Below are 21,347 nucleotides of genomic sequence, written 5' to 3'. Positions count from 1 at the left end.
TCGGGCTTGTGTCTTTTTAAACTACTGGTTATTCTTACAGTTGAGTCGGCTGGGCGGCCGCTCTGCGCGCAAGCGCGGGGAGGAAAGTCCGGGCTCCATAGGGTAAAGCGCCAGGTAACGCCTGGGGGGCGAGAGCCTACGGAAAGTGCAGCAGAAAATATACCGCCTACGTAGCTTCGGCTGCCGGTAAGGTTGAAATGGTGCGGTAAGAGCGCACCGCGCGACTGGCAACAGTTCGTGGCATGGTAAACCCCGCTTGGAGCAAGGCCAAATAGGAATCCTACGCTGCGACCCGCAGTGGATTCGGGTAGGCTGCTTGAGGTTTGCGGTGACGCAGGCCCCAGATGAATGGTCGTCCACGACAGAACCCGGCTTATAGGCCGACTCATTTTTTTCCCTTCTGATTATTCCTTCGATAGCGAATCATCTACTTAAGGATTTACTTTAAGTAGTGCATTTATCTGCTTGTTTTTCATGCTTTAGTTTTCTTGTTTTGTGCAAGTTCCGCGATTTTGCCTGCCATTTCACGACATATTTGCGAAAAATCCCTGCGTTTTACAGTGCGTCTTCCTTGACATAAATGCTGCGCAGTTCATATAGTGTCGCGTAGTGGTGAAAAGTGGCATTTTGTGGGTTCAGGTGGTGTGTGAGTGGATTTTGAAGGGATAAAGGTGGGCTAGCGTGTTTATCGGCAGCTACGCAATCACAATGGATGCAAAGGGGCGCATGGCGATTCCAGCCAAAGTGCGCGATGCCCTTTCGTCTGTGTGTGAAGGGCGTTTGGTTGTCACGGCTCATACAGAAGAGCGCTGTCTGCTGGTCTATCCCGAGCCCCAATGGTTGGATCTGCAGCCAAAGATTGAGGCCTTACCCAATATCCATCGCAAAGCTAGGCGCATGCAGCGCTTGTTGCTTGGTTATGCCACGCCACTTGAACTCGATGGTAATGGCCGCGTGTTATTGCCGCAGACCCTGCGTGATTACGCAAATTTGGAAAAGAAATTGATGCTTATCGGGCAGGGGAAAAAATTAGAGCTTTGGAGTGAGTCGGGCTGGAACCAGGAGCTCGATACCGGCGATGACGATGAGTCGATGCCGGAAGAAATGCTGTCGCTGTCACTTTAAGGGGGCGCTTTGGAACAGCATCTGACGGTACTGCGTAGCGAGGCGGTTTCGGCACTCATGGGGCCAAGTGATGGCTGCTATGTGGACGGAACGTTTGGGCGTGGCGGTCACAGCCGGTTAATTCTGGAAAGTTTGGGCGAATCGGGACTGTTAATGGGGATCGATAAAGATCCTCGTGCCTGTGAGTCTGGCGTTGCCTTAATGGCTGAAGACCGGCGTTTCCAGATGCGCAAAGGTTCATTTGCCGAGCTGAATGAATTGTTGGAGTGCGCTGGTTGGCGCGACGGTGTCGACGGTGTACTGCTTGATCTTGGTGTGTCGTCGCCGCAGTTGGATGAAGCTGAGCGCGGCTTTAGTTTTCTGCGCGATGGCGACCTTGATATGCGCATGGATACCGAGTCAGGTCAGAGTGCGGCGCAGTGGTTGGCTGAGGCGGAAGCGAGTGATATCGCGCGGGTGCTGAAAGTCTATGGCGAAGAGCGCTTCGCCAAGCGTATCGCGCGAGCGATTGTTGAGGCTAGAGCGGAGCAGCCAATAACAAGAACCCTGCAATTGGCAAAAATTGTGGCGGAGGCAAACCCCTCTTGGGAGAAGCACAAGCACCCAGCAACGCGAGCTTTTCAGGCGATACGCATATACATCAATAACGAGTTAGGTGACTTAGAGCGCCTGCTAGAAAAAGTTGTTGGGTGCCTGCGGCCCGGCGGTCGATTGGTCGTTATCAGCTTTCACTCGCTGGAAGACCGCATTGTAAAGCGTTTTATGCGCCGACAAGCCCAGGGCGAGTCGGTGCCGTCGTATTTGCCTGTTACCGATGACCAGGTAGGGCGGACGATGCGACTGATCGGCAAAGCAGTGAAGCCGAGTGAGCAAGAGGTGGCAGCAAACCCCAGAGCGCGCAGTGCAGTGATGCGAGTTGCTGAAAAACTGGGGGAGCGCTAGGTGGCGGCCGCTGGCAAGCCGAAAAAAAAGCAGCGCGAGAGCGCCGAGATTGCGCCTTTTGGCGGGTTTTGGGTGCCGCTGTTGTTTGTTCTGGTTTTGGTGTCAGCGTTGGCGCTGATTCAAAGCTCACACAAATCGCGCAAGCTATTTGGTGAGTTACAAGATTTACGACGCGACGCAATGCAGTTGGATGAAGAGTGGGGGCGTCTGCTGCTGGAGCAGAGCACATGGGCATCGCCCGATAGAGTGCAGAGTCTGGCTGAAGATAAATTAAAAATGAAAGCGCCTGATATGCGTGAGGTAAAAATGGTTAGGGGTTATGGCAAAGCAGGTTAAAGCACCGATATCGCCTTGGCGGTTTCGCGTTGTTGTGGCCGGCCTGCTGGTGCTGGCTGCCATGCTGCTTGCGCGCACCCTGACCTTGCAGGTGCTTGATGTTGATCGCGGCTATGAGTTCCTGCAGGGGCAGGGTAATGCTAGGACGATTCGCAGCGAAGTCATCCCCGCCCACCGTGGCATGATTTCAGACCGCAATGGCGAGCCGCTGGCGGTTAGCACGCCGGTAGCGTCAATTTGGGCTAATCCCAGAGAGCTGGGCAAGCAGAAAGACGCCTGGCCGAGGCTGGCACGCGCACTGTCGATGTCGGTTGCAGAATTGTCGAGAAAAATGGAGCGCTACAGCAATAGTCAGTTTATGTACCTGCGCCGCCATCTCGCACCGCAAGACGCGAAATCGATCCTCGCATTAAAAGTGCCGGGGGTTTACCTGCAGCGCGAATACCGGCGGTTTTATCCCGCGGGTGAGGTCACGGCACATTTGCTGGGTTTTACAAATATTGATGACCGAGGGCAGGAAGGCTTAGAGCTGGCCTATGACGAATGGCTCAACGGCGAGCCCGGGCGCAAGCGAGTATTAAAAGATCTGTACGGCAATATTATTCGGGAGATCGATGCCGGGAAGGAGGCGAGCCCCGGAAAGAGCCTCCAACTCAGCATAGATTTACGCTTGCAGTACCTGGCCTACCGAGAATTAAAAGCAGCACTTAAACGAACCGGCGCTAAAGCCGGTTCGGTCGTTATTCTCGATAGTAAGAGCGGTGAGGTGTTAGCGATGGTGAATCAACCCTCGTACAACCCCAATAACCGCAGTCAACTTAATCCGAGCGCATTGCGCAATCGCGCAGTGATCGACATGTTTGAGCCGGGTTCAACGGTGAAGCCGATGACATTGGTCGCTGCGCTCGAGAGTGGCCGCTATCAGCCGGATACTGAAATAAACACCCACCCCGGTTATATAAAGGTGGGGCCTAAGCTACTTAAAGACCATCGCAACTACGGTGTACTTACGGTGGCGGAAGTATTGAAAAAATCCAGCCAGGTCGGCACTACCAAAATTGCACTGTCGCTGGACGAGCAAGAAGTGTGGCGTGTTTTTCAGCGATTCGGCTTTGGTCGTGATACCGGCTCTGGATTTCCTGGAGAAAGCAGCGGCGTATTGCCTAACCGCCCGAATTGGCGAGCGATCGAACGGGCGACGTTGTCCTTTGGTTATGGCATGACCGTTACTAACCTACAGCTCGCTCAAGCCTATTCTGTATTTGCTAACCACGGCGTGTTTCAGCCGGTGAGTATGTTGAAGCGCCAGGAGCCTGCAGAGCATCGGCAGGTGATTGCTCCTAAAGTTGCCCGTCAGGTCGTTGATATGCTGGAGCTGGTTACTCAGCCCGGCGGCACAGCCACACGCGCTCGCGTAGCGGCATACCGCGTTGGCGGAAAGACTGGAACATCGCACAAAGCCGTTGCTGGCGGCTATGCGGAAGATCGCTATTTTTCGCTGTTTGCCGGCGTGGCGCCGGCCAGTGACCCGCGCATTGTTGCGGTCGTGACGATTGATGAGCCGGAAGGTGATTATTTTGGCGGGCTAGTGGCCGCGCCGGTATTCTCCAGTGTCGTCGCGGATGCGCTGCGCTTGATGAATATTGCACCGGATGATGTTGAGCCTGAAGCTGAAGGCGAAGACCGGGGGGATGCCGCCGCATGACCTCTGTAGCCCGCTATAGTAAGCCGAGTGAGTGCAGTCTGGGTGATCTGCTGCCTGGCGTCAGTGCCGATGTGGCGGCAATTCCCGTGAGTGGCCTGTGCCTGGATAGCCGAAAAATTAAGCCGGGCCAGGTTTTTCTGGCATTGAAAGGCCACGCTCACGATGGTCGTGACCATATCAATGCGGCCGTTGCGGCAGGTGCTGTTGCGGTTATTGCCGACGCGCCCTGCGACACCTCGGCTTGGTCGTTGCCGGTGTTGCCCGTTGACCAGCTGGCTGAGCGCGTTAGTGAAATTGCCGGTAAGTACTTTGCTCACCCCTCACAAGCTATGCGCCTGATCGGCATAACGGGCACCAATGGAAAAACCAGCTGCAGTTGGATGTTAGCGCAACTGCTTGAGGCCATGGGTGAGCCCTGCGGGATCGTGGGTACTTTGGGTAATGGTCGCTTGGGAGACTTGAAACCAGCGGGAAATACCACGCCTGACGCGGTATCTATACAGGCGCTGCTTGCCAGTTGGTGTGAGGGCGGCGCGCGCTGGGCCTCTATGGAAGTGTCCTCTCACGGTTTGGCGCAACACCGCGTTGAAGCGCTGCATTTCGATACGGCGATATTTACCAACTTAAGCCAAGATCATCTCGATTATCACGGCAGTATGGCGGCGTACGCTGCGGCGAAGGCCCGTTTGTTTAACTGGCCAAATCTGGGGCTGGCGGTCATTAATCGCGACGACGAATTTGGTCGTCAATTGATAGCCAGTGCATCGGCGTCGCAGATAATTGATTACAGCCTCAGCGATGCCGCTGCGCAGATTTATGTTGAGCGGCTGGCGAGCGATATTTCCGGCAGCCGAGCCGTACTGCACAGCCCCTGGGGGCAGATTGATATTGATACGCCGTTGTTGGGCGACTTCAATCTGGCCAACCTGGCAGCCGCATGCGGTGTATTGCTCGCCCGGGGCATTGCTCCACAGCAGATTGCCAACGTATTGGAGGCTCTGCAGCCAGTACCGGGTCGAATGCAGTGCTTGCGCAGCGAAGACGGGGTGCTGGTTGTGATCGACTACGCCCATACCGAAGATGCGTTGACGAAAGTGCTCGATAGCTTGCGTCCTGTATGCAGTGGCCAGCTGCTTTGTGTGTTTGGTTGCGGTGGCGAGCGAGACCGTGGCAAGCGCCCGTTGATGGGGCGCGCTGCAGCTGCTGGGGCTGATCGCCTTTTTGTTACTAGTGACAATCCTCGCAGCGAGGCGCCACAAGACATTATCGATGATATTTGCGCTGGTATTTCCGACGTTAGTGGCGTTGAGGTAGAGGTTGATCGCGAGCTTGCCATATTAGCGGCGATTACCGGTGCTCAGCCGGGTGATGTAGTGGTCATTGCCGGGAAAGGCCACGAGCAAAGCCAGGATATCGGTGGTCAACAGCTTCCTTTTAGCGACCTAGCGGTGGCCCATCGGGCTATCGGTCGCAGGGAGGCAATATGATTCAGCCAATGTCGCTGTCGACAATCGCTGCACTTTGCCAGGGGCGCGTTTACGGCGAGGATGTAGCGGTTTCTTCGGTGGAGATCGATAGTCGCCGAAGCAGTGACCAAAGTCTTTTTGTCGCGTTGCCCGGCAAGCACGTTGATGGCCACAACTTCATTGACGCCGCGGCGAAAAACGGTGCTGCTGCAGCGCTGGTGAATGTAGTGAGTGAACGCCTGCCATGCGTTCAAGTTGAAAACAGCTATGCGGCTATTGGCGCTATTGCCCGGGAGAATCGCCGGCAATACTGCGGCGCGTTGGTCGCGCTGACTGGCAGCAGCGGCAAGACATCAACCAAAGAAATATTAGCGGCGCTATTGAGCGTTCGCGGCAATGTGTTGGCAACGGCGGGCAATTACAACAATGAACTGGGTGTTCCCCTTACGTTGTTGCGGCTGACCGCTGAGCACGATTTTGCGGTGATTGAAATGGGTGCTGCCAAGGCTGGCGACATCCGCTACCTGTGTGACTTCGCTCGCCCTCGTGTTGCCATTTTGACCAATGCGCAGCCGGCACATATAGAGGGCTTTGGCTCGCTGGATGGTGTGGCAAACACCAAGGGCGAAATATTTGAAGCCCTTCCGGCTGATGGGCTTGCGGTAATTAACGCCGACGATCAGTACTGCTCGCGCTGGCAGGAAAGGGCCGCTCATTGCCGGCAGGTCACGTTTAGCGTCGAGTCTGCGTCGGCAGATATTTACGCCAGCGATATTCAGTTGGAGGCAGGGAGGTCGCGATTCACGTTGCACTGCTCAGAGGGCAGCGTAGCGGTCGAGTTGCCCCTGCCGGGTCGCCATATGGTTGCCAATGCCATGGCGGCGGCTGCGGCCGCGTTAGCGCTGGGCGTTGAGCTTGGGCAATTGGCCGAGGGATTCCGGCTGGTACGAAATGCCAAAGGCCGGCTGTCGCGGGAAACGATCGCAGGTGTCACGCTTATCGATGACAGCTACAACGCCAACCCAGGCTCGGTGCGAGCGGCGATTGATGTGCTGGCCAGTGAGCCGGGGCAACGTGCATTGGTGCTCGGCACCATGGCTGAGCTGGGAGAGAACGCCGCTGATCAGCACCTGCGAATTGCCGAGTATGCCGCGAAAGCGGGTATCGAGCGTTTTATTGTCGTTGGCGAATACGCCAATGCGATGGCGGCGTGCTTTGGCGAGGGCGCGCGCGCTTATAGCGATAACTCAGCGCTGCTATCGCAGCTGGCTGATGACACACAGGGCATTGATGCCTTGCTAATTAAAGGATCCCGCAGCGCCGCAATGGAGGCCGTGGTGCAGGTATTACAACAACAATTGTCCAAGGGGGACAGCTGACATGCTGTTACTGTTATCAGAATACCTGAGCCAGCATATTAGCGGATTTGCGGTTTTCCAATATCTTAGTTTTCGCGGCATTCTTGGGGTGTTAACCGCCTTGGCCATTTCGTTGTTAGTCGGGCCGGCGATGATCCGCAAGCTGAACTTCTATCAAATTGGTCAGGCTATTCGCGATGATGGCCCGAAGTCCCACCTGAGTAAGTCCGGGACTCCGACCATGGGTGGTGCCTTAATTCTGGTCGCGATATTTACCAGTACCTTACTGTGGGCAGATCTGCGCAACCCCTTCGTGTGGACCGTATTGATCGTCACCTTTATTTTCGGCGCAGTGGGATGGGTCGATGACTACCGCAAGGTTATCGAGCGCAACCCCCGTGGACTGCCCGCGCGGTGGAAGTACTTCTGGCAAAGTGTTGCGGGCATCGGCGCTTCGGTTTTCTTGTACATCACCGCTGACAGTCCTGTCGACACTACGCTGTACTTCCCGTTCTTCAAAAATCTCAGCTGGCAAATGGGGCCGCTGTTTATGGTGCTGTGTTACTTCGTGATCGTTGGCGCCAGCAACGCGGTGAACCTGACTGACGGTCTAGATGGCTTGGCGATTCTGCCCACGGTATTAGTGGGCGCAGCGCTGGGCTTGATTGCCTACCTTACCGGGCACGTGAAGTTTGCTGAGTACCTGCATATTCCCTACGTGGCGGGCGCTGGAGAGCTCATCGTGATATGCGGCGCCCTGGCTGGCGCAGGGCTCGGTTTCCTGTGGTTTAACACCTATCCAGCGCAAGTTTTTATGGGTGATGTGGGCGCCCTGGCTCTGGGCGCAACCCTGGGTTGTATAGCGGTGATTACCCGCCATGAAATCGTGTTTTTCATCATGGGCGGCATTTTTGTATTAGAAACGGTGTCGGTCATTTTGCAGGTTGCATCGTTCAAGCTGACGGGGCGGCGCATTTTCCGCATGGCGCCTATCCATCATCACTTTGAATTAAAGGGGTGGCCTGAGCCGCGGGTAATCGTACGTTTTTGGATCATTACGGTGATGCTGGTGCTGTTTGGCCTGGCAACATTGAAGCTACGGTAATAAGAGAGGCAAGGTGAGCGTAATAGCGTCGGACAATAAACGCGTCATTGTGGGGATCGGAGCCACCGGGCTTTCTGTTGCCCGCTATTTGAGTGCGCGTGGCTTGCCCTTCGCGGTTGCCGACAGTCGAGAGCAGCCGGCAGGGCTCGATGCCTTTCGCCAGGCGTTCCCCGATGTTGAACTGCAGCTTGGCCCCTTCTCTGAAGACCAGTTTATCGGCGCCGGCGAATTGCTGGTGAATCCTGGTATCCCGTTGAGCGAGCCGGCGATTGCCGCGGCCTCGGCGGCGGGTGTTCGCGTCAGCGGTGACATTGATTTATTTCACCAAGCGGCCGGTGCGCCGATTGTGGCAATCACCGGATCCAATGGGAAAAGCACGGTCACCACGCTGGTGGGCTTAATGGCCGAGCGGGCCGGCATTCGCGTTGCGGTCGGCGGGAACTTGGGCACGCCTGCTCTGGAGTTGTTGGACCACAATGTGCAGCTGTATGTATTGGAGCTCTCGTCCTTCCAGCTAGAGCGCTGTGCAATGCTTGGGGCAGAGGTGGCGACAGTGCTGAATATCAGTGCCGATCATTTAGACCACCACGGCAGCATGCTCAACTATCACCAAGCGAAACACCGAATTTTTCAAGGCTGCAAAAAAGCCGTTGTCAATGCTGACCAGTCACTCACGCAGCCCCTGGTGCCCGACGATGTCGAGGTATGGAGCTTTTCGCTGGGTCACTCAGATTTTCGGCGCTTTGGCGTTTTGGAGCAGCCGGGTGGACGCTACTTAGCACTGGCGCGCGAACCGCTAATGGCGGCAAGTGAATTGCGCATAGCGGGGCGCCACAACCTGAGCAATGCACTGGCGGCACTGGCCATAGGTGCCGCAGCAGGGATTGATACACCGGTAATGCTTGACGCCTTGCGAGAATTTTCGGGCTTGCCGCATCGCTGTGAGTTTGTGGCAGAAATCGATGGTGTGCGTTTTTACAATGATTCAAAAGGCACCAATGTCGGGGCATCGGTATCGGCAATAGAAGGCTTAGCTGAGACCGGGAAAATCGTATTGATTGTCGGTGGCTTGGCCAAGGGCGGGGAGTTTTCGCCACTGGCTGAAGCCATGCGCAGAAGTGGCCGAGCGGCAGTGGTGATTGGCGAGGCGGCTGCTGCGATCGAAGCCTGCCTCGGTGAACACGTACCTTGTCGCCGCGAGCAGAGTATGGCGACTGCCGTGCAAGGCGCGTTTGCCTTTGCACAGGCCGGAGACGTTGTACTCCTTTCTCCGGCCTGTGCGAGTTTCGACATGTTCCGCAGCTACAGCGATCGCGGCGAACAGTTTAGTGCCGCCGTGCGGGAGCTTGCCCATGGTTAAGCCCCTAATGATTTGGCAGGAAGTTCAGCAAATAGATCGGCACTTGCAGTTGCTGTTATTGGCATTGCTGGCCGTGGGCTTTATCGCGATGACCTCGGCATCGGTAGAACATGCCGCTAGTCGCTATGGCGACACGTTCTTCTTCGCTAAGCGCTACGGCATGCATTTTACGTTGGCGCTGGCATTGAGTGCGGTGATGTATCTCACCCCCATCGATTTTTGGGAGAAAACCGGTTGGTTGTGGTTGCTGATTGGCTTCTTGTTGTTAGCGCTGGTGCTGGTACCGGGCGTAGGGCGTGAAGTAAACGGCAGTCGCCGCTGGTTGGCGGTGGGGCCATTGACGCTGCAGGCCTCGGAATTTGTGAAGCTCTTTGTCATCTTTTATTTGGCGGGCTACTTGGTCCGTCGCGGCGATGAAGTGAAGGAGCGTTGGTCTGGGTTTATCAAACCGATGGCCGTGTTATTTGCGCTGACTCTGCTACTGATGTTGGAGCCGGATTTTGGTGCCACGGTGGTAACTGCCGGCACTGCCTTTGTGATGATTTTCTTGGGTGGCGTGAAACTTGGCCAGTTTTTATTGGTCATTCTTGGCTGCCTTGCTGGCGCTGTTGCGCTGGTGATTTTTGAACCCTATAGGATGAAGCGTTTAACGGCATTTACCGACCCTTGGGCAGACCAATTCAATAGCGGCTATCAGCTTACTCAGTCATTGATTGCTTTCGGTCGCGGCGAACTGACGGGCGTTGGTTTTGGCAATAGCGTACAGAAGCTGTTTTACCTTCCCGAGGCGCATACGGATTTTGTGTTCGCGATTTTTGCCGAGGAGTTCGGGTTTATCGGCACCTTGGTCATCCTGGGGCTATTTGTTGGGCTGGTGGGGCGTATCTTGGCAATAGGTCGGCATGCGGAGCTTACCAGTAGGCGTTTTCATGCCTTTGTTGCCTACGGCGTGGCGATGATGATCAGCGCCCAGGCATTTATCAATATGGGAGTGAATACCGGCTTGTTACCGACCAAGGGTTTGACCCTGCCCTTCTTTAGTTACGGTGGTAGCAGCTTGATGGTGTGTATGGCCATGGTGGCATTAGTTGCGCGAATAGAACGTGAATGCAGGGGGGAGCATGGCCGATAAACCCTGTGTACTTATTATGGCTGGTGGCACTGGCGGGCATGTTTTTCCGGCGTTATCGGTGGCCGGGGTATTGTCTGAGCGCGGTGTTGATGTCCATTGGCTGGGTACTGCCGCGGGTATTGAGGCGCGATTGGTCCCTGCCGCGAATATTCCTTTGCATTGTTTGAATATGGCGGGTGTGCGCGGTAAGAACCCGATTTTTCGCATTGCTGCCTTGTTTAAGGCGGGGGCTGCGGTGCTGCAAAGCATGAGACTGCTGCGGAAGATCAAGCCGTTTTGCGTTATTGGCTTGGGTGGCTACGCCTCGGGCCCTGGTGGCTTGGCCGCAAGAATTCTGGGCATTCCGGTATTGATACACGAGCAAAACGCCGTCGCCGGTACGACCAATCGGGTGTTGGCGAAGCTGGCGCGGCGCTGCCTGACCGGTTACCCAATCGCTCTTGGCGGCGCAAAAAGCTGCTATATCGGCAACCCTGTGCGCGCTGAAATCGCCAATATTGCTGCACCGGAACAGCGCTTATCCGGCCGGGAAGAGGACTTAAGGGTGCTTGTGCTTGGGGGCAGCTTGGGCGCGAAGGCCATAAATGACTGCATGGTCAAGGTGTGGCCAATGCTGTCAGGGCTCAGCGGGGTGCAGCTGTGGCACCAGACCGGTCGCGCTCACGAAAGTGTGGTGCGGGAGGCCTACCAAGCCATCGGCGCTGAGGTGCGCGCCGATGCCTTTATTGATGATATGGCAGAGGCCTACAGCTGGGCGGATGTAGTGATATGCCGGGCTGGGGCGTTGACGGTAGCAGAGCTTGCCGCCGCTGGTTTGCCAGCGATTCTTATCCCCTTGCCGCATGCCATTGATGATCATCAGCGGGCCAATGCCCAGTGGTTTGTCGATGGTGGGGCGGGTGAAATCCTCGATCAAAAAGATCTGACCCCCGAGGTCGTGGCGGCACGCTTAACCGACCTTGCAGCGCAGCCTGATTTGCGCCTGCGCCAAGCTAAATCGGCGCGGGCCTTGGCGAAAGTTGATGCTGCCGAAGTAGCTGCGGACTACTGTATGGAGTATGCCCATGGTCACTAAGCATCCTTTCATCGTTCCAGAGATGCGGCGTGTGAAGCGCATTCACTTTGTGGGGATTGGCGGCGCGGGGATGTGCGGTATTGCCGAGGTATTGCTTAACCTTGGTTACGTCGTCTCTGGCTCGGACTTGAAGGCATCGCCCAGCACGGCGCGGCTGCAGCGCCTGGGCGCCAGTATTGCTTTCGGCCACGATGGCGAGCGTATTGGCGGTTGCGATGTTGTGGTTGTCTCGAGTGCGGTGAACAGCGACAACCCCGAAGTTATCGCCGCGCGCGAATTGCGTATTCCTGTTGTGCCGCGCGCGGAAATGTTGGCTGAGCTGATGCGTTATCGGCACGGCATTGCGGTTGCTGGCACCCATGGAAAAACGACGACTACCAGTCTGATTACCTCCATTTTCGCCGAAGCGGGCCTTGACCCGACATTTGTTATCGGTGGTTTGGTAAACAGTGCGGGCACTAATGCGGCGCTGGGCGAAAGTCGTTATTTGGTCGCCGAGGCCGATGAGAGTGATGCCTCGTTCTTGCATCTGCAGCCCATGGTGTCGGTGGTGACCAACATTGAAGCGGACCACATGGATACCTACGACGGCGATTTTGGCCGTTTGAAGAAAACCTTTATCGAGTTTTTGCACAATCTACCGTTTTACGGTGTGGCCGTGGTGTGCGTTGACGACCCGGTGATTCGAGAGTTGCTCCCTGAGATTGGTCGCCAGACGCTGACCTATGGATTTTCTGAGGACGCGGATTTTCGTATTCAAGACGTCAAGCAAGACGGACTGAAAAGCTATTTCACCGTTGCGCGTCGCAGTGGCGAGGCCTTGTCGCTGTGTATTGGGCAGCCGGGTATTCACAATGTGCTTAACGCGACAGCGGCTGTGGCGGTGGCGAGTGACGAGCGTTTGGCTGACGAAGCCATCTGTCGAGGCATTGCAAATTTTCAGGGTGTGGGGCGTCGCTTCCAGCGTTACGGCGAACAAGCACTCGCCGACGGCAGCTTTATGTTGGTCGATGATTACGGCCACCACCCCACCGAAGTTGCCGCCACCCTGGCCGCGGCGCGCCAGGCCTGGCCGGATAGGCGCTTAGTGATGCTATATCAGCCGCACCGCTACACCCGTACTCGCGACCTTTACGAAGATTTCGTCAAGGTACTGGGCAGCGCCGATGCGCTGGCGCTGTTGGATGTCTATGCCGCCGGTGAGAGCCCGATCCCCGGTGCTGACAGCCGCAGCCTGTGCCGCAGCATTCGCTTGCAGGGAGCGCTTGAGCCGCTGTTTATCGATGGGCCGGAGCATGTTTTTGAGCAGCTCAAGCCTCACTTGCGCCCCGGTGATGTGCTGTTGACGCAAGGTGCCGGCAATATCGGCGCAGTTGCGCAGCAACTGGCCAATCAGGATTGGACATAAGTAATGACGAAAGTAGTGCTCAACGACATTGTGCAGGCGACAGACGGCAGAGTCGCCGTGCTACTGGGTGGCAACAGCGCAGAGCGCGAAGTCTCGCTGCGAAGTGGCGCTGCCGTTGCTGACGCGCTAGCCGCTCAAGGTTTGGCGGTTACTAAGATTGATACCGCTGGCGATGCCTGGATGAGTGAGCTTGCGACGTTCTCTCACTGTTTTTTGGCGCTGCACGGCCCCGGTGGCGAAGACGGTACCGTTCAAGGTGCGCTGGAATGTTTGGGAGTACGTTACACCGGCAGTGGTGTGATGGCTTCGGCGCTGGCAATGGATAAATTGCGTTGCAAATTATTGTGGCTGGGCTGTGGGCTTAGCACGCCGAAGTTTGTGGAGTTGGACGAGCACAGCAATTGGTCGGCGATCGCCAACGAGCTGGGTGAGGCCATTGTAAAACCCGCTTGCGAAGGCTCCAGTATTGGCATGTCGAAGGCGTGTAATGCCAGCGAATTAGAGCAGGCGTGGCTTGCGGCCAAGCCCTATGGGCGGGTGTTTGCTGAGCAGTGGGTAAGCGGCGGTGAATATACCGTGGCGATACTCGATGGCGAGGCTTTGCCGGCTATTCGTTTGGAAACCGATGCGGCGTTTTATGACTTTAATGCCAAGTATTTATCGGATAGCACCCGCTATCACTGCCCGGCGGGATTGAGCGATCAGGATGAGGCGGAGTTGCGAGATCTCGCGTTAAAGGCCTTCAACGCCGTTGGCTGTCGAGGTTGGGGCCGGGTTGATGTAATGCGTGGTGCCGACGGCCGTTTTTACTTGTTGGAAGTCAACACCGTGCCGGGAATGACGGATCACAGTTTGGTGCCCATGGCCGCTAAGCAAGCCGGTATGAGTTTCGAGCAGTTGGTGCTGCGGGTGTTGCACAGCAGCCTTGCCGGTGGGGCAGACGCGAATGGCCGCTAAGCAAAACCGCTTTAAAAGCTCTCGCAAAGAGACAGAGCGCAGTAAGCGCGGCAATCGCCGTGAGTGGGGCCGAATAGCCAACAGGCTGCTGTTGTTAGTTGCTGTGCTTGGTTTTGTTTACGGGGTCGAGCGACTGTCGGCCAAATTGGATGCCATACCCGTGGAGCGGGTGGTGTTCGCCGGTGATTTGCAGCGTGTGGATCGCGATGTGTTGGTTGAACGGGTTACCGGTCAGTTAGCGGTTGGGTATATCGGCTTGGACCTCGAGGCCATTCAGGCCGAGCTTGAACAGGAGCCGTGGGTATATCGGGCAGTGGTGGAGCGGCTTTGGCCGCGGGAACTGAAGATCACCATTGTTGAAGAAACCCCGATAGCCGTGTGGGGGCGGGGCGGCTTGCTCAACCATCGGGGGCGGATTTTCGTTCCCCAGGATGGCAGCGACTACGGCACAGACTTGCCGCGCTTGGATGGCCCGAAGGGCAGCGCAATAGAAATAATGCGGCAGTATCGGTTGATGAGTCAGTTGCTGGGTGATGAACAGCTCACCCTACAACACCTGGAGATGGATGCGCGGGGCAGCTGGACCGCCCGCATCGATGAGAATGTGGAGCTGGTGTTAGGGCGTCAGGAGCCACTGGAAAAATTACGGCGATTTCTGTGGGTTTACCGCAAGTATTTAGCGGCAGATTTCGCCACCGTTGCGCGGGTTGATATGCGCTACATAAATGGTCTCGCGGTTGCGCGGACTCAACACAGTGATAAGGGATAACTATGCACAGTGCGTTAGGGGAAATAGTAAGCGGCAAAGCACGCTCACACTATGCGCCGTGCAGAGCTTGGGGGAAGTGCAGCTATGTCTAATTCAAACGCCGGAAGAATGGTCGTCGGCCTCGATATCGGTACGTCGAAAGTCGTGGCGATTGTCGGTGCCATTAACGACGAGGACAAACTGGAGATCGTTGGCATTGGCTCTCACCCATCGCGCGGCTTAAAGAAAGGCGTGGTGGTGAATATTGAGTCCACCGTGCAATCCATTCAGCGGGCCATCGAAGAAGCTGAGCTGATGGCGGGCTGCGAGATCCACAGTGTGTATGTCGGGATTGCTGGCAACCATATTCGCAGCTTGAATTCCCACGGCATTGTCGCCATCCGCGATCGCGAGGTTTTCCAGCTGGATCTGGATCGCGTTATCGATGCCGCGCAGGCGGTAGCGATCCCTGCGGATCAAAAGGTGCTGCATATCCTGCCACAGGAATTCGTTATCGATGAGCAGGAAGGCATAAAAGAGCCGCTCGGGATGTCGGGGGTTCGGCTCGAGGCCAAGGTGCACTTAGTCACCTGTGCGGTGAATGCCATCCAAAACATTGAGAAGTGTATTCGTCGCTGTGGGCTGGAGGTTGAGGACGTCATTCTGGAGCAGCTGGCATCGAGCTATTCCGTGCTGACCGACGACGAAAAAGAGCTGGGAGTTTGTCTGGTCGATATTGGCGGTGGCACCAGCGATATCGCCATCTTTACCGACGGTGCAATTCGCCATACAGGCGTGATTCCCATTGCTGGCGACCAGGTGACCAATGACATTGCGATGGCCTTGCGCACGCCAACCCAGTACGCCGAAGAGATCAAAATTAAATACGCCTGCGCCTTAACCCAGCTTGCCGGTGAGGGCGAGACGATCAAGGTTCCCAGCGTTGGGGAGCGGGCGCCGCGCGAGTTATCACGTCAAGCGCTAGCGGAAGTCGTCGAGCCCCGCTACGACGAGTTGTTCACCTTGGTGCAGGCTGAGCTGCGACGCAGCGGCTACGAGGATTTGTGCGCGGCGGGCATCGTGCTGACCGGTGGCACCTCCAAAATGGAAGGGGTTGTTGAGCTGGCCGAGGAAATTTTCCATATGCCTGTGCGCATTGGCTCACCGCAGGATGTTCGCGGTTTGAACGACATTGTGCGCAACCCGATCTATGCAACCAGCGTGGGCCTGTTGCACTACGGCATTAAGCATCAAACCGAAAGTGGTGGTCATGGCCGCGTACGCCAAGACGGTTTCGTATCGCGGCTCAAGAGCTGGTTTCAAAATAATTTTTAACGAATCTGCAGCGGCGCCGATGTTGCCGCAGATGATAACGAAGTAGTAACGGGTCGTGTTTGGCAGCACGGCCAATATTGTAAAAGGGAGAAAGACCATGTTTGAACTCGTAGATAACGTTCCTCAGAACGCTGTGATTAAGGTTGTTGGCGTCGGTGGTGGCGGCGGTAATGCCGTTAAGCACATGATCGCTAACTCGGTAGACGGCGTAGATTTCATCTGCGCGAACACCGACGCGCAGGCGTTAACCGATGTCATGTCTAAAACCGTGCTGCAGTTGGGCACAACGATTACCAAGGGCTTGGGTGCTGGCGCGAATCCAGAAGTGGGTCGTCAGGCCGCCATGGAAGACCGCGATCGCATCGCTGAAGCGCTGGAAGGTGCTGATATGGTGTTCATCACCGCGGGTATGGGCGGCGGCACGGGCACCGGCGGTGCGCCAGTGGTTGCTGAAGTGGCGAAAGAGCTGGGTATTCTTACCGTTGCAGTCGTGACTAAACCCTTCCCGTTTGAAGGGAAAAAGCGCTTAACCGTTGCCGAAGCGGGAATGAAAGAACTGCGTCAGCATGTGGATTCACTGATCACTATTCCCAATGAAAAGCTGCTGCCAGTGCTGGGTAAAAACACCAGTCTGCTCGACGCTTTCAAAGCCGCCAACGACGTATTACTCGGCGCTGTACAGGGTATTGCCGACCTGATTATCCGCCCGGGTATGATTAACGTCGACTTTGCTGACGTGCGCACAGTGATGTCAGAAATGGGTATGGCGATGATGGGTAGCGGTGTCGCTCGCGGTGAAAATCGCGCCTGTGAAGCGGCTGAAGCGGCGATTCGCAGCCCACTCCTAGAAGACGTTAATTTGGAAGGGGCGCGCGGCATTTTGGTTAATATTACCGCAGGATTGGACCTCTCCCTAGGCGAGTTCAGCGATGTCGGGGATACTATCAAGGAATTCGCGTCCGAGGACGCAACCGTGGTGGTTGGTACGGTTATCGACCCTGAAATGAGCGAAGAGCTGCGGGTTACTGTAGTTGCCACAGGCCTGGACGGTGTTGGGCAAGAAGTGCCGCTGAAAGCCGTTGAAAGCAAGCCTGTTGAGCGCGCGAGTGACTACCGCAAGTTGGACCGCCCAACCATCATGCGTAATCAACAAGCGGCGGCAGCGCGCGAAGCGGTTGCGGCGGCGCCTGTCGTTGAAGACAAGGACATGGAATACCTGGATATTCCAGCGTTCTTGCGCCGTCAGGCAGACTGATACGCAGCAGCGTTAGTCGCGCGGGCGCCGCCGACCTTGGGTCGGCGTAGCGTGCGATGGCGTCTTTGCGTCTTTAAAAGAGTATAGAAAATGATCAGACAACGAACATTGCGCAATACCATCCGGGCGACCGGGATAGGTTTGCATACTGGGGAAAAAGTCTTTTTGACCCTGAAGCCAGCGCCCGTTGATACGGGTGTGATCTTCCGGCGAACGGACCTGAACCCCGTTGTCGAGATTCATGCTCACGCAGAGAATGTCGGTGATACAACGCTTTCCACAACGCTGGTTAATGGTGATGTACGCGTGTCGACCGTAGAGCACTTGCTGTCTGCGATGGCGGGGCTAGGTATCGACAATGCCTATGTGGAGCTGAGCTCTTCAGAAGTGCCCATTATGGATGGCAGTGCGGGTCCGTTCGTGTTTTTGATTCAGTCTGCGGGAATCGAAGAGCAGGATGCGCCGAAGAAGTTCATCCGTATAAAACGTCCAGTTACCGTGAAAGACGGCGATAAAGTCGCGAGTTTTCTCCCTTTTGACGGCTTTAAAGTTTCTTTCACGATTGACTTTGACCACCCTGTTTTCAGGGATCGGACAGGGCACGCTGAGTTGGATTTTTCCAGCACCTCTTTTGTTAAAGAGGTGAGCCGCGCTCGCACATTTGGGTTTATGCATGAAATCGAATACCTGCGCTCCAAGGGGCTAGCCCAGGGCGGCAGTGTCGACAATGCCATCGTGGTGGACGAGTACCGCATTTTGAACGAAGACGGCCTTCGCTATGAAGACGAATTCGTGAAGCACAAAGTGCTCGATGCTATTGGTGACCTCTACCTCCTGGGTACCAGCCTTATCGGTGAGTTCAAGGCGTTTAAGTCTGGCCACGGCTTAAATAATGCCTCGCTTCGCAAACTCATCAAAGAGACTGACGCCTGGGAGTGGGTGACCTTTGAAGACCCCGCCGACGCCCCCATCACCTACGCCGCTGCGGCCGCAGTTAACGCGTAATTTCTGGCCATTTCCGGCGCGAGCAACGCCCGCCGGGAATGGCAATCTTTTCTCATCTATGCGATATTGCGACCCGGTAGTTCAGTGCTCGCACGGCTCCTTAGCGCGCCCGCTCGCCGGGAATCGATCGCAAAGGGCCTCATAGATACGCCCTTGAATTTTTGTCATCTGACCCTCATTGACGTAGTTTAGCGTGGCGCTGCCAATAGCACGCAGGAACTCATATTCCCCGGGAAAGCAACGACTCATCATGATCACATCCGTAGTCAAAAAGGTATTTGGAAGCAAGAATGATCGCGAGCTGAAACGCATGCGAAAAGTTGTTGCACGTATATCCGCCATGGAAGAGGAGCTAACCGCCTTAGACGATGCCTCGCTCCAGGCCAAAACCGGGGAATTTCGCCAGCGATTGAGTGCCGGCGAGTCCTTGGACCAGCTTTTACCTGAAGCGTTTGCGGTGGCCCGAGAGGCTGGCCGACGGGTGCTCGGCATGCGCCACTTCGATGTGCAGTTGATCGGTGGTATCACCATGCACGAGGGCCGTATCGCTGAGATGCGCACGGGTGAGGGTAAAACGCTCGTTGCGACATTGCCGGTGTATCTTAACGCGCTTGCGGGCAAGGGCGTGTTCGTTGTTACCGTGAACGATTATCTCGCCCAGCGTGACGCCAACTGGATGCGGCCGCTTTATGAATTTCTTGGCTTAAGCGTAGGTATCATTCGTTCTGGGCAGGGCGCGGAAGAGAAGCGCGCCGCTTATGAGTCGGATATCACCTACGGCACTAATAATGAATTTGGTTTCGACTATCTGCGCGACAATATGGCCTTCGCTATTGAAGACCGTTATCAGCGCGAATTGAATTTTGCCATTGTCGATGAGGTCGACTCGATCCTGATCGACGAGGCGAGAACGCCGTTGATTATCTCTGGGCCAGCGCAAGATAGCTCTGCACTCTATAAACAGATAAATCGCTTTATTCCCCAGCTACAGGCTGTGCCGGAAAGTGAAGGCGAACAGCAGGCGGGTGTCGAACCTGCAGAAGGGCATTACACCGTTGACGAAAAGATGCGTCAGGTGGAGCTCAACGAGGCAGGCCATCAACTAGTTGAAGAATGGTTGATCCAGGCGGGTTTGTTGGAGGAGGGCGATAGTCTTTATTCAGCAAGCAACCTTAGCCTGCTACATCACGTCAACTCAGCGCTGCGGGCCCACGTCCTATTCAGCAATAACGTGGAATACATCGTTCAAAATGACCAAGTGGTGTTAATTGATGAGCACACAGGTCGAACAATGCCCGGGCGTCGCCTGTCTGAGGGGTTGCACCAAGCGATTGAAGCGAAAGAGGGCGTGACCGTTCAAGCCGAGAGTCAAACGCTGGCGTCGACGACCTTCCAGAATTATTTCCGCTTGTTTAATAAGCTAGCTGGTATGACAGGTACGGCTGATACCGAGGCCTTTGAATTTAAGCAAATCTACGGTTTGGATGTGGTCGTCATCCCCACCAATAAGCCCAATGCGCGTCGCGACCTGAATGACTTGGTTTACCTAACCAAAGAGGAAAAGTACGACGCCATTGTTGAGGACGTTAAGGGCATTGTCGAAACGGGGGCTCCGGTTCTGGTGGGTACCGCCTCGATTGAAACGTCGGAAGAAATGTCCAAGCGCTTTAAACAAGCGGGAATGCCTCACAAGGTATTGAACGCGAAATATCACGAGCAAGAGGCTGAAATCATTGCGCAGGCGGGACGCCCCGGTGTTGTGACAATCGCAACTAATATGGCGGGCCGAGGCACGGATATTGTGCTTGGTGGTAGCGTCGATGCAGAAATTGAACAGCTCGACTCGCCTTCAGATGCTGTAATCAGCGAGCTACGTGAGGCGTGGAAACTGCGCCATGAGCAGGTGATTCAAGCGGGTGGTTTACACATTATCGGCACAGAGCGTCACGAGTCTCGCCGAATCGACAACCAGCTTCGCGGTCGTGCAGGGCGCCAGGGTGACCCCGGTCTGTCACGGTTTTACTTGTCTCTGGAAGACAACCTGATGCGTATTTTTGCTTCGGATCGGGTTCGCGGCATTATGCAGGCACTGGGTCTGGAGAAGGGCGAAGCCATTGAGCACCGCATGGTTTCCAACGCCATTGAAAAGGCTCAGCGCAAGGTCGAGGGGCGCAACTTCGATATTCGTAAGCAATTGCTGGAATACGATGATGTCGCCAATGACCAGCGGCAAATTATCTACGAACAGCGCAACGAGCTGCTGGAGTCAGAAGATATCAGCGAGATGCTGGCGGTGATTCGCAACGATGTTGTGCAAGACGTCATCAGCGAATATATCCCCATGCAAAGCATGGTAGAGCAATGGGATGTGGCAGGTCTTCAACGCCGCATCGAGGCTGACTTTGAAGTGGACTTGCCGATTGCGCAGTGGCTGGATGAAGACAAAAAGCTGCAAGAAGAGGGCGTTCGTCAGCGCATTATCGATGCTGTCGACGCTGCTTATGCCAGCAAGTGCGCGCAAGTTGGGCCGGACATGCGCAAAATTGAGCGCCACATTATGCTGCAAGTGCTCGATACCTTGTGGAAAGAGCATCTGGCAACAATGGATCACCTTCGTCAGGGGATTCATCTGCGCGCTTTTGCTCAGAAGAACCCAAAGCAGGAATACAAGCGCGAGGCCTTCGAGTTATTCCAGCAAATGTTGGAGAGCTTAAAGCACGAGGTTGTGCGCTTCCTATCGCATTTGCAGCTGCAGCAAGATGAGAGCGCTGAAGCATTAGAGCAGCAGCGCCGCGAAGAACAGGCAAAGCGCGCGATGGAATTCCAGCACGCGGAAAGCTCTGCACTGGATGATGACGGTCTGCAAGATGAGCCCAACGAGACGCCAAAAAACCCCGAAACCTTTGTTCGAGAGGGGCGTAAGGTTGGGCGCAATGAGCCCTGCCCCTGTGGTTCCGGCAAAAAATACAAACAGTGCCACGGCAAGTTGGACTAACCCTTAGCCTTGTCGAGAGGCAGTCAAAATAGGAAGCAGT

General features: G+C 55.6%; 17 protein-coding genes and 1 other RNA gene. All 18 read left to right on the top strand.

What is annotated here, in order from left to right; all coding sequences use genetic code 11:
* Positions 1-41: 41 nt before the first annotated feature.
* Positions 42-392, top strand: an RNA gene (gene rnpB / locus H573_RS19110) — RNase P RNA component class A.
* Positions 393-681: 289 nt separating this feature from the next.
* Positions 682-1,125 carry a division/cell wall cluster transcriptional repressor MraZ gene (mraZ, locus tag H573_RS0112310; RefSeq protein WP_027874545.1) on the top strand — a complete coding sequence of 148 codons (444 nt, stop codon included), beginning with the start codon at positions 682-684 and terminating at the stop codon, positions 1,123-1,125.
* Positions 1,126-1,134: 9 nt separating this feature from the next.
* Positions 1,135-2,067, top strand: coding sequence for a 16S rRNA (cytosine(1402)-N(4))-methyltransferase RsmH (gene rsmH / locus H573_RS0112305; protein ID WP_027874544.1), 933 nt, complete (start codon positions 1,135-1,137; stop codon positions 2,065-2,067).
* A complete protein-coding gene (gene ftsL, locus H573_RS0112300) occupies positions 2,068-2,403 on the top strand; it encodes a cell division protein FtsL (protein WP_051171267.1) in 336 nt (111 codons plus the stop codon).
* On the top strand, positions 2,387-4,108 hold the full coding sequence (locus H573_RS0112295; RefSeq protein ID WP_027874542.1) for a peptidoglycan D,D-transpeptidase FtsI family protein: 1,722 nt from the start codon (positions 2,387-2,389) through the stop codon (positions 4,106-4,108). Before ftsL ends, H573_RS0112295 begins: the two co-directional genes overlap by 17 nt.
* Positions 4,105-5,595 carry a UDP-N-acetylmuramoyl-L-alanyl-D-glutamate--2,6-diaminopimelate ligase gene (locus H573_RS0112290; RefSeq protein WP_084498054.1) on the top strand — a complete coding sequence of 497 codons (1,491 nt, stop codon included), beginning with the start codon at positions 4,105-4,107 and terminating at the stop codon, positions 5,593-5,595. Before H573_RS0112295 ends, H573_RS0112290 begins: the two co-directional genes overlap by 4 nt.
* Entirely contained in the window at positions 5,592-6,953 is a 1,362-nt protein-coding gene (locus H573_RS0112285) for a UDP-N-acetylmuramoyl-tripeptide--D-alanyl-D-alanine ligase (RefSeq protein WP_027874540.1), read from the top strand. The genes H573_RS0112290 and H573_RS0112285 overlap by 4 nt, the downstream gene beginning before the upstream one ends.
* 1 nt (position 6,954) lies before the next feature.
* A complete protein-coding gene (mraY, locus tag H573_RS0112280) occupies positions 6,955-8,037 on the top strand; it encodes a phospho-N-acetylmuramoyl-pentapeptide-transferase (RefSeq protein ID WP_027874539.1) in 1,083 nt (360 codons plus the stop codon).
* Between the two features lie 13 nt (positions 8,038-8,050).
* Positions 8,051-9,397, top strand: a complete 1,347-nt coding sequence (murD, locus tag H573_RS0112275; RefSeq protein ID WP_027874538.1) for a UDP-N-acetylmuramoyl-L-alanine--D-glutamate ligase — start codon at positions 8,051-8,053, stop codon at positions 9,395-9,397.
* Positions 9,390-10,529, top strand: a complete 1,140-nt coding sequence (ftsW, locus tag H573_RS0112270; protein WP_027874537.1) for a putative lipid II flippase FtsW — start codon at positions 9,390-9,392, stop codon at positions 10,527-10,529. The genes murD and ftsW overlap by 8 nt, the downstream gene beginning before the upstream one ends.
* Positions 10,519-11,604 (top strand): undecaprenyldiphospho-muramoylpentapeptide beta-N-acetylglucosaminyltransferase, encoded by a 1,086-nt coding sequence (gene murG, locus H573_RS0112265; RefSeq protein WP_027874536.1) that lies wholly within the window; start codon positions 10,519-10,521, stop codon positions 11,602-11,604. The genes ftsW and murG overlap by 11 nt, the downstream gene beginning before the upstream one ends.
* Entirely contained in the window at positions 11,594-13,012 is a 1,419-nt protein-coding gene (murC, locus tag H573_RS0112260) for a UDP-N-acetylmuramate--L-alanine ligase (protein WP_027874535.1), read from the top strand. The genes murG and murC overlap by 11 nt, the downstream gene beginning before the upstream one ends.
* A gap of 3 nt (positions 13,013-13,015) precedes the next feature.
* Complete coding sequence (locus tag H573_RS0112255; RefSeq protein ID WP_027874534.1) at positions 13,016-13,969, top strand: D-alanine--D-alanine ligase; 954 nt, start codon at positions 13,016-13,018, stop codon at positions 13,967-13,969.
* Complete coding sequence (locus H573_RS18055; RefSeq protein WP_051171266.1) at positions 13,959-14,738, top strand: cell division protein FtsQ/DivIB; 780 nt, start codon at positions 13,959-13,961, stop codon at positions 14,736-14,738. The genes H573_RS0112255 and H573_RS18055 overlap by 11 nt, the downstream gene beginning before the upstream one ends.
* Positions 14,739-14,822: 84 nt before the next feature.
* Positions 14,823-16,052, top strand: coding sequence for a cell division protein FtsA (gene ftsA, locus H573_RS0112245; RefSeq protein WP_027874533.1), 1,230 nt, complete (start codon positions 14,823-14,825; stop codon positions 16,050-16,052).
* A 97-nt stretch (positions 16,053-16,149) separates the two neighbouring features.
* On the top strand, positions 16,150-17,307 hold the full coding sequence (ftsZ, locus tag H573_RS0112240) for a cell division protein FtsZ (RefSeq protein ID WP_027874532.1): 1,158 nt from the start codon (positions 16,150-16,152) through the stop codon (positions 17,305-17,307).
* Between the two features lie 90 nt (positions 17,308-17,397).
* Positions 17,398-18,312 (top strand): UDP-3-O-acyl-N-acetylglucosamine deacetylase, encoded by a 915-nt coding sequence (gene lpxC / locus H573_RS0112235; RefSeq protein ID WP_027874531.1) that lies wholly within the window; start codon positions 17,398-17,400, stop codon positions 18,310-18,312.
* Positions 18,313-18,562: 250 nt separating this feature from the next.
* Positions 18,563-21,307, top strand: coding sequence for a preprotein translocase subunit SecA (gene secA / locus H573_RS0112225; protein WP_027874530.1), 2,745 nt, complete (start codon positions 18,563-18,565; stop codon positions 21,305-21,307).
* Positions 21,308-21,347: the final 40 nt, after the last annotated feature.

This window comes from Neomelitea salexigens DSM 19753 (assembly GCF_000422345.1).
Lineage (GTDB): Bacteria > Pseudomonadota > Gammaproteobacteria > Pseudomonadales > Spongiibacteraceae > Spongiibacter > Spongiibacter marinus_A.
This window is presented reverse-complemented; position numbering and strand designations above follow the sequence as displayed.

Excerpts from the sequence above, each read along its gene's own strand:
- H573_RS0112295 (WP_027874542.1), top strand. The coding sequence starts at position 2,387 with ATGGCAAAGCAGGTTAAAGCACCGATATCGCCTTGGCGGTTTCGCGTT.
- H573_RS0112290 (WP_084498054.1), top strand. The coding sequence starts at position 4,105 with ATGACCTCTGTAGCCCGCTATAGTAAGCCGAGTGAGTGCAGTCTGGGT.
- H573_RS0112285 (WP_027874540.1), top strand. The coding sequence starts at position 5,592 with ATGATTCAGCCAATGTCGCTGTCGACAATCGCTGCACTTTGCCAGGGG.
- mraY (WP_027874539.1), top strand. The coding sequence starts at position 6,955 with ATGCTGTTACTGTTATCAGAATACCTGAGCCAGCATATTAGCGGATTT.
- ftsW (WP_027874537.1), top strand. The coding sequence starts at position 9,390 with ATGGTTAAGCCCCTAATGATTTGGCAGGAAGTTCAGCAAATAGATCGG.
- murG (WP_027874536.1), top strand. The coding sequence starts at position 10,519 with ATGGCCGATAAACCCTGTGTACTTATTATGGCTGGTGGCACTGGCGGG.
- murC (WP_027874535.1), top strand. The coding sequence starts at position 11,594 with ATGGTCACTAAGCATCCTTTCATCGTTCCAGAGATGCGGCGTGTGAAG.
- H573_RS0112255 (WP_027874534.1), top strand. The coding sequence starts at position 13,016 with ATGACGAAAGTAGTGCTCAACGACATTGTGCAGGCGACAGACGGCAGA.
- H573_RS18055 (WP_051171266.1), top strand. The coding sequence starts at position 13,959 with ATGGCCGCTAAGCAAAACCGCTTTAAAAGCTCTCGCAAAGAGACAGAG.
- ftsA (WP_027874533.1), top strand. The coding sequence starts at position 14,823 with ATGTCTAATTCAAACGCCGGAAGAATGGTCGTCGGCCTCGATATCGGT.
- ftsZ (WP_027874532.1), top strand. The coding sequence starts at position 16,150 with ATGTTTGAACTCGTAGATAACGTTCCTCAGAACGCTGTGATTAAGGTT.
- lpxC (WP_027874531.1), top strand. The coding sequence starts at position 17,398 with ATGATCAGACAACGAACATTGCGCAATACCATCCGGGCGACCGGGATA.
- secA (WP_027874530.1), top strand. The coding sequence starts at position 18,563 with ATGATCACATCCGTAGTCAAAAAGGTATTTGGAAGCAAGAATGATCGC.